Source organism: Acidisphaera sp. L21 (genome assembly GCF_009765685.1).
Taxonomy (GTDB): Bacteria; Pseudomonadota; Alphaproteobacteria; order Acetobacterales; family Acetobacteraceae; genus LMUY01.
Window position 1 is genome coordinate 70062 of record NZ_LMUY01000052.1, and the last position, 6654, is coordinate 76715.

Sequence of the window (6654 nt, forward strand, 5' to 3'; positions counted from 1 at the left end):
GTAGCGGATTTCTGCGGCGGACAGATCCGCGCCGAAGATGCGGCCCAGCGGGTTCGGCTCGCCCACCGGCCCGAGCAGGTCGGCGACGCAGGTGCCGTAAGCGCGGACCAGGCGGTGCATCGTCGTCGACGGCACCATCGGATACACCGCCTGCATCCGCGCCAGTTCGCCGGTGAAATCCGCAAAATCACCGCCGGGTAGCGGCGCAGTGCCGGTCCAGCCCGGCGGCAGCCCGGTGGGGGCCGGCAGCACCGGTTTCAGCTTCAGCAAAGCGGCCTCCGCCAGCCGACGGTAGGTGGTGATCTTGCCGCCGAACACCGACAGCAGCGCCGGGCAATTGTCCCCGGCGTCCAGTTCCAGCACGTATTCCCGGGTCGCGGCCTGCGCCTTGGATGCGCCGTCGTCATAGAGCGGCCGGACGCCGGAATAGGTCCAAACCACATCGCGCGGCGTCACCTTGCGTCGTAGGTATTCGGAGGCGCCGTTGCACAGATAGGCAATTTCCTCGGTGGACGCCGCGGCGTCGCGCGGGTCGCCGTCGTAATCCATGTCCGTCGTGCCGATCAGCGAGAAATCCCGTTCGTAGGGAATAACGAAGAAGATGCGGCCGTCGCTGTTCTGAAAGATGTAGCATTGCTCGCCCGGGTACAACCGGCGGACGACGATGTGGCTGCCCTTGACCATACGCACCCGGCTGACGGTGTTGGCCCGCACCACGGATTGCAACACGTCCCCGACCCACGGCCCGGCGGCGTTCACCAGGGTGCGGGCGCGGATCGTCCGGTCCTTGCCAGTGCGCTCGTCCGATAGGTGTAGCACCCAGTGGTCGCTCTCGCGGTCGGCGCCGGTGCAGCGGGTGCAGGTGGCAACCGTCGCCCCCCGCTCCGCCGCGTCGCGCGCGTTCAGCACCACCATGCGGGCGTCCTCCACCCAGCAATCGGAGTATTCGAAGCCCAGCGTGTATTCGGGCTTCAACGGCTCACCGGCGGGGTCGTGGCGCAGGCGGCGGGTGCGGGTTTTCGGCAGGCGTTTGCGGCCGCCTAGATGGTCGTACAGAAACAGCCCCAGCCGCAGCAGCCAGGCAGGCCTCAACCCACGGTGATGCGGCAGCACGAAGCGCAGCGGCCAGATGATGTGCGGCGCGATCCCCCACAGCACCTCCCGCTCCATCAGCGCCTCCCGCACCAGGCGGAATTCATGATGCTCCAGGTAGCGCAGCCCGCCATGCACCAGTTTGGTGGAAGCCGAGGAGGTGGCGGAGCCGAGATCGCCTGCCTCACACAGGAACACCGAATAGCCGCGGCCGATCGCGTCCCGCGCGATGCCGCAGCCATTGATGCCTCCGCCTATGATGGCGAGGTCGTAAAGGTCCGACGTGTCTTCCACTGCAACGAGAGTATGAGGGTTCCGGCCGCGGCTCAACTAACGAAAACGCGGATCAAACCGGCCGTTTATCGGCCCACGGGCGCGCATCCTCCAGCAGCGCACCCAGCCGCAGCAGGTCCAGATCGCTGCCCCACGGCCCGATCAACTGCACCGCCGTCGGCAACCCGTCCGCCGCGAAACCGGATGGGATGGTCAACGCCGGGTGCCCGGTGAGGTTGAAGGGGTAGACGTAGCTGCTCCAGCCCTGGCGGGTGATGCCGCACTTCTCGCCATCGATCTCGATCTCGTCATGCGCGGCGTCGAAATCGGCCGGCAGCGCGGTGCGGGACAGGGTTGGCGACACCAGCACGTCGAACCGGGTGAACAGTGCCTGGATGTCCCGGAATAGGCGGGTGCGGGCATATTGGCCCTGGCGGAAATCGGCCATGGAGAACTTGCTGCCACGCTCGACGAAGGCGAGCAGGCTCGGGTCCATCTGGTTCGACCACTGCCCCAGATGCCGCGCCATCGAGACGGCGTAGTTACCCTGATACATCACCCGGCCCGGCATCTCGATCCAGTCGATCCCCTCGCCCGCAGCATCCGCATCGGCGCCCATCGCGACCAGCGCATCGACGGAGGCGATGGTGTGCTCCGCCATTTCCGCCTGCACGCGGGGGTTGGCCATGCGGGCGATGACGCCGATGCGCAGGCCCGATAGGTCGCGCCCGATCAGCCCCGGGGTCAGCCCACGCTCGCCGCCGCCGCCCAGGGTCCAGGGGTCCTTGTCACTGGCCCCGACCATGGCGGCCCGCATCAGCGCGGCATCCGTCACGCTGCGGGTCATCGGGCCGGCATAGGTGTAGTTGCCGAACGCGTCGGTCGCCTGCTGCCAGGGGATCGACCCCAATGTTGGCTTCAGCCCCACCAGCCCGCAACACGCCGCCGGAATACGGATCGACCCGGCGCCATCCGTCCCCAGCCCGATCGGGCCGATGCCCATCGCGACCGCCGCACCAGCCCCGCCGCTGGAGCCGCCGGTGGTCCGCGATGGGTCCCAGGGGTTACGGGTGGTGCCGAAGCCGGGGCCGTCGGTCAGGCCCTTGTGCCCGAACTCCGGCAAACGGGTCTTGGCGAACACGACAGCCCCGGCGGCGCGCAACCGGGCGACGGTCACGTCATCTTCGGGCGGCATGTTGTCGGCGAAGATGGCCGAGCCATGGGTCGTCACCACCCCGTCGACGTCCACCTGGTCCTTGATGCTGACGGGAATACCGTGCAGCGGGCCAAGCTTGGCCCCATCCTTCACCGCCTTTTCGGCGGCGCGGGCGCCGGCCAGGGCGGGCTCGTCCATGATGGCGACGAAGGGGTTCAGACCCGGCTGCGCGGCATGGGCGGCGGCCAGCACCTCCTGCATGTAGGTGACGGGGGAAAGCTTGCCCGAACGGATCAAGGCGGCGGCGCGGGCGGCGGTCATGAAAAGCAGGTCTGTGTCGGGCACGATCTGGTATCCTTTCCCCGGCGCCACCGAAATCATGTTGCGCCATTCGATATTGGATATATCATTCCGAACACATAGCCCCCGTCAAATGAGGAAACAGCATGTCCAACCTTGGTGTCACCAAACGCGGATTGTTGCTGGGAACGGGGGCTGGCGCGCTGGCCGCCCTGGCCCCGCGCGCCGGCCGCGCTGCCGACAAGCCGCTGAGCGTGGTGTTGGAGTCGGAGGCCGTGATCCTCGACCCGCACATGACCACGGCGGCGATCACTCGCACCTTCGGCTACCACATCTTCGACACGCTGTTCTCGATGGATACGGACGGGGCAATCCATCCGCAGATGGTCGATGCGTTCGACACGTCGCCCGACCAACTCACCTGGCATTTCATGCTGCGGGACGGGCTGGCCTTCCATGACGGCGCGCCGGTGACCGCGGCGGACTGCGTCGCGTCGCTGCAACGTTGGGCACCGAAGGACAGTTTGGGCCGCATGCTGCTGAGCGCCGGGGCCAGCATGGCTGCGACCGACAGCAAGACGTTCACCATCACGCTGAAGCAGCCGTTCCCGCTGATGCTGACGGTGCTGGGCAAGCCGAATGCGCCCGTGCCGTTCATCATGCCGGCCCGCATCGTCACCGCCGCCGGGGACCAGCGGATCAAGGAGATCGTCGGCTCCGGCCCGTTCTCGTTCCGCGCCAGCGCATGGCGGCCGGGCGACAGCATGACCCTGGACAAGTTCACCAAATACGTCCCCCGCAAGGAGCCAGCCGATTTCGTTGCCGGCGGCAAAGTCGTGCATATCGACACGATGACCTGGCGGGCGATGTCGGACGACACCACCAGCGCCAACGCGCTCATGCAGGGCGAGGTCGACTACATGCAGTACCTGCCGTTCGACCTGATCGGGCAATTGCAGAAGGCCCCGAACATCAAGGTCATGACGCTGAAGGGCTTGGATATGTTCCAGGGCAATTTCCGCCTGAATGCCGCCAGCGGCCCCTTTGCCGACCCGGCGGTGCGCGAAATCCTGTGGAAGCTGGTCGACCAGAAGGAAATGCTGACTGCCGCCGGCATCCCCGACCAGTTCGCCGTCGACGAATGCAAATCATTCTGGATGTGCGGCGCCCCGCTTTCGACCGATGCCGGGTCGGGCATCGCCAAGCTGGACATCCCAGGCGCCAAGGCCGCGCTCGCCAAGACCAGCTATAAGGGCGAGCCGGTCGTCATCCTGCAGGTTTCGCAATCGATCTCTCAGGCCGCCGGCAGCGTCCTGGCGCAGCATATGAAGGAGGTCGGCTTCACCGTCGACGAACAAGTGATGGATTGGGGCACGGTGCTCGCCCGCCGCGCCAACAAGACGGGGTGGAGCATGTTTCCCGTCTACTCCAACGGCATCGACATGGCCTCACCCCTCACTCACTTCTACGTCTCCAGCAACTGCGCGGATTACCCGGGTTGGAGCTGCAGCGCCACGACGACGAAGCTGCTGAGCGACTTCGCCAAGGCGCCGGACGATGCGTCCCGCAAGGCGGTGGCAGCCCAGATTCAGGAAGACGCCTACAAGACCACGCCCTCGATCATGTGGGGGCAGTTTAGCCGCCCGGCAGGCTATCGCACCCGCATGCAGGGGCTCATCCAGTCCAGCTTCCCGATGTTCTGGGACGTCACGCTGTCGGCATAGGCGCCGGCAGCGTGAGTCTACCGTCGCGTGGTCTAATCGGGGGGCGACCAGGCGGATTCGCGGTCCAGCTTCTCCAGCCGGGCCACCAGGTTTGCCCCGCCCTCCACCAGGTCCGCCGCCAATGCCTTGCGGGTTTGGCTGGGGGAGCGGGCGCGCAACCCGTCCAGCACGTCCAGATGGCGGTGGCGCCCGGGATAGGTCGGTCGCGCATCGGGGTACAGCCGGGCCAGCATCGGGCCGTTGCGCAGCCAGATCCCCTCGATCAGGGCCAGCAGTTCCGGCATCGCCGCTGCGGCGTACAGGGTGTGGTGGAATGCCCAATTGGACCGGTTGGCGACCAGCGGCTGCGCCGTCTCCTCCGCGACGATCAGCGCATTATGGGCCAATTCCATCGCGTCCACGGTTTCCGGGATGATGCGCAGCGCCGCCGCTTCGGCTGCCAGGCCCTCCAACTCCATGCGGATGGTGCGGAGTTCCAGATATTGCGCCAGGGTCAATCCGGCGACGGTGATGGACCGGGCCGCGTCCAGCCGCAGCGCCCGCTCGCGCGCCAGTTGGACGACCGCCTCGCGCACCGGGGTTTCCGACACCTGCATCGCCGCCGCCAGGTCACGGATGCGAAGGCGCTGGCCGGGATGCAGGCGCCCTTCAAAAAGGGCTTCCCGCAGGGTGTCGTAAACGCGGCCGGCCAGGTTCTCCCGCCCAACGGGGGCGACGAAGTCAACGATCTCCGCAATCTCGGTCATCGATTCTCTCACTACCTGACCAGCTGATATATCGGCATCGCCGTTAAAATCACTGTACCGTTTTCAACCGCCGTCGCGAGAAGGGCCGTTTCCATGCCAATCACCCTCGATACTGCCGGGCTACACGCCGCCCTGCCGCCGCTGTCCGGCGAGTTGCGCCTGTCGGGGCTGACGGGCGAGGTGATGGTGTATCGCGACAATTGGGGCATTCCGCACATCCGCGCCACCACCACTGCCGACGCCTATTTCGCGCAGGGTTTCGTCGCCGCGCAGGACCGTCTGTTCCAGATGGACCTGACCCGGCGCAAGGCGCTCGGCCGCTCCGCCGAATGGCTGGGGGCGGAGGCAGCGGATAGCGACATCCTGGTGCGGCGCCTGGGCATGGAAGCCGCGTGCAAGCGCGACTACGCGGCATTGACGGCGGACGCCAAGGCGATGCTGACCGCCTATGCCGCCGGGGTGAACGCGTTCCTGCAATCCGGTGCGCCTCTGCCGGTCGAATATGGCCTGCTGGATGCCGTGCCGGACGAATGGGAGCCGTGGCACAGCATTGCCGTGATGCGCCGCCTTGGGCTGCTGATGGGGTCCATCTGGTTCAAGCTGTGGCGGACGCTGGCGTTGCCCGTGGTGGGTGCGGCCAACGCGATGAAGCTGCGCTACGACGATGGCGGGCGCGACCTGCTGTGCATCCCGCCGGGCACGACGGCGACGCGCTGGGCGGCCGATCTGGCGGCGTTGGGCCCGGCGGTGGAGCATCTGCTGAAGGCCATGGGCGCCGAGACCGGTGGCGACGAAACCGGCGGCGGCAGCAACAACTGGGCGGTCGGCCCGGCCGGCACCGCCACGGGCCGACCCATCCTGGCCGGGGATCCGCATCGCGTGTTCGAACTGCCGGGCATGTATGCTCAGGCGCACCTTGCCTGCGACGATTTCGACACGATCGGGCTGACGGTGCCCGGCGTGCCGAGCTTCCCGCATTTCGCCCACAACGAACACGTCGCCTACTGCGTGACGCACGCCTTCATGGACATCTACGACTTGTTCCTGGAGCGGTTCGACGACACCGGCACCGCCGCCCGCTTCCGCGAGGCGTGGGAGCCGGCGAGCATCCGCCGCGACAGCATCACCATCCGCGGCGGCGAGACCCGGTCGTTCGACATCGTTGAGACCCGGCATGGCCCGGTAATCGCCGGGGACCCGAAATCGGGCGCTGTCCTCACCCTGCGCTCGGTCCAATTCGCGGAGACGGATCACTCGTTCGACTGCCTGCCCCGCATGGCGCGAGCCCACACGGTGCCGGCGCTGTACGAGGCGACGCGCGGCTGGGGCATGATCGACCACAATTTGGTGGCGGGCGACGTGG

General features: G+C 67.2%; 5 protein-coding genes. 2 read left to right on the forward strand and 3 right to left on the reverse strand.

Features of this window, described 5'->3' with window-relative positions; genetic code table 11:
- Together GSQ76_RS11455 and GSQ76_RS11460 are read right to left on the reverse strand one after the other, a co-directional pair.
- Window positions 1-1386, reverse strand: a 1386-nt coding sequence (locus GSQ76_RS11455) for a glycerol-3-phosphate dehydrogenase (protein WP_158744039.1), incomplete at its 3' end; no start/stop codon positions are given.
- A 52-nt stretch (window positions 1387-1438) separates the two neighbouring features.
- Window positions 1439-2866: an amidase gene (locus tag GSQ76_RS11460; protein WP_158744040.1), complete on the reverse strand. Its 1428-nt coding sequence runs from the start codon at window positions 2864-2866 to the stop codon at window positions 1439-1441.
- Window positions 2867-2967: 101 nt separating this feature from the next.
- Here GSQ76_RS11460 and GSQ76_RS11465 point away from each other — a divergent pair, with 101 nt between their 5' ends.
- Window positions 2968-4545, forward strand: a complete 1578-nt coding sequence (locus GSQ76_RS11465; protein WP_158744041.1) for an ABC transporter substrate-binding protein — start codon at window positions 2968-2970, stop codon at window positions 4543-4545.
- 32 nt (window positions 4546-4577) lie between these two features.
- On the opposite strand, the gene GSQ76_RS11470 is transcribed toward GSQ76_RS11465, so the two are convergent.
- Window positions 4578-5291: a GntR family transcriptional regulator gene (locus GSQ76_RS11470; protein ID WP_158744042.1), complete on the reverse strand. Its 714-nt coding sequence runs from the start codon at window positions 5289-5291 to the stop codon at window positions 4578-4580.
- A gap of 93 nt (window positions 5292-5384) precedes the next feature.
- Between GSQ76_RS11470 and GSQ76_RS11475 the strand changes: the two genes are divergently transcribed.
- Window positions 5385-6654: penicillin acylase family protein (locus tag GSQ76_RS11475; protein ID WP_174247327.1), on the forward strand; the 1270-nt coding region annotated here is incomplete at its 3' end.

Excerpts from the sequence above, each read along its gene's own strand:
- GSQ76_RS11465 (WP_158744041.1), top strand. The coding sequence starts at position 2,968 with ATGTCCAACCTTGGTGTCACCAAACGCGGATTGTTGCTGGGAACGGGG.
- GSQ76_RS11470 (WP_158744042.1), bottom strand. The coding sequence starts at position 5,291 with ATGACCGAGATTGCGGAGATCGTTGACTTCGTCGCCCCCGTTGGGCGG.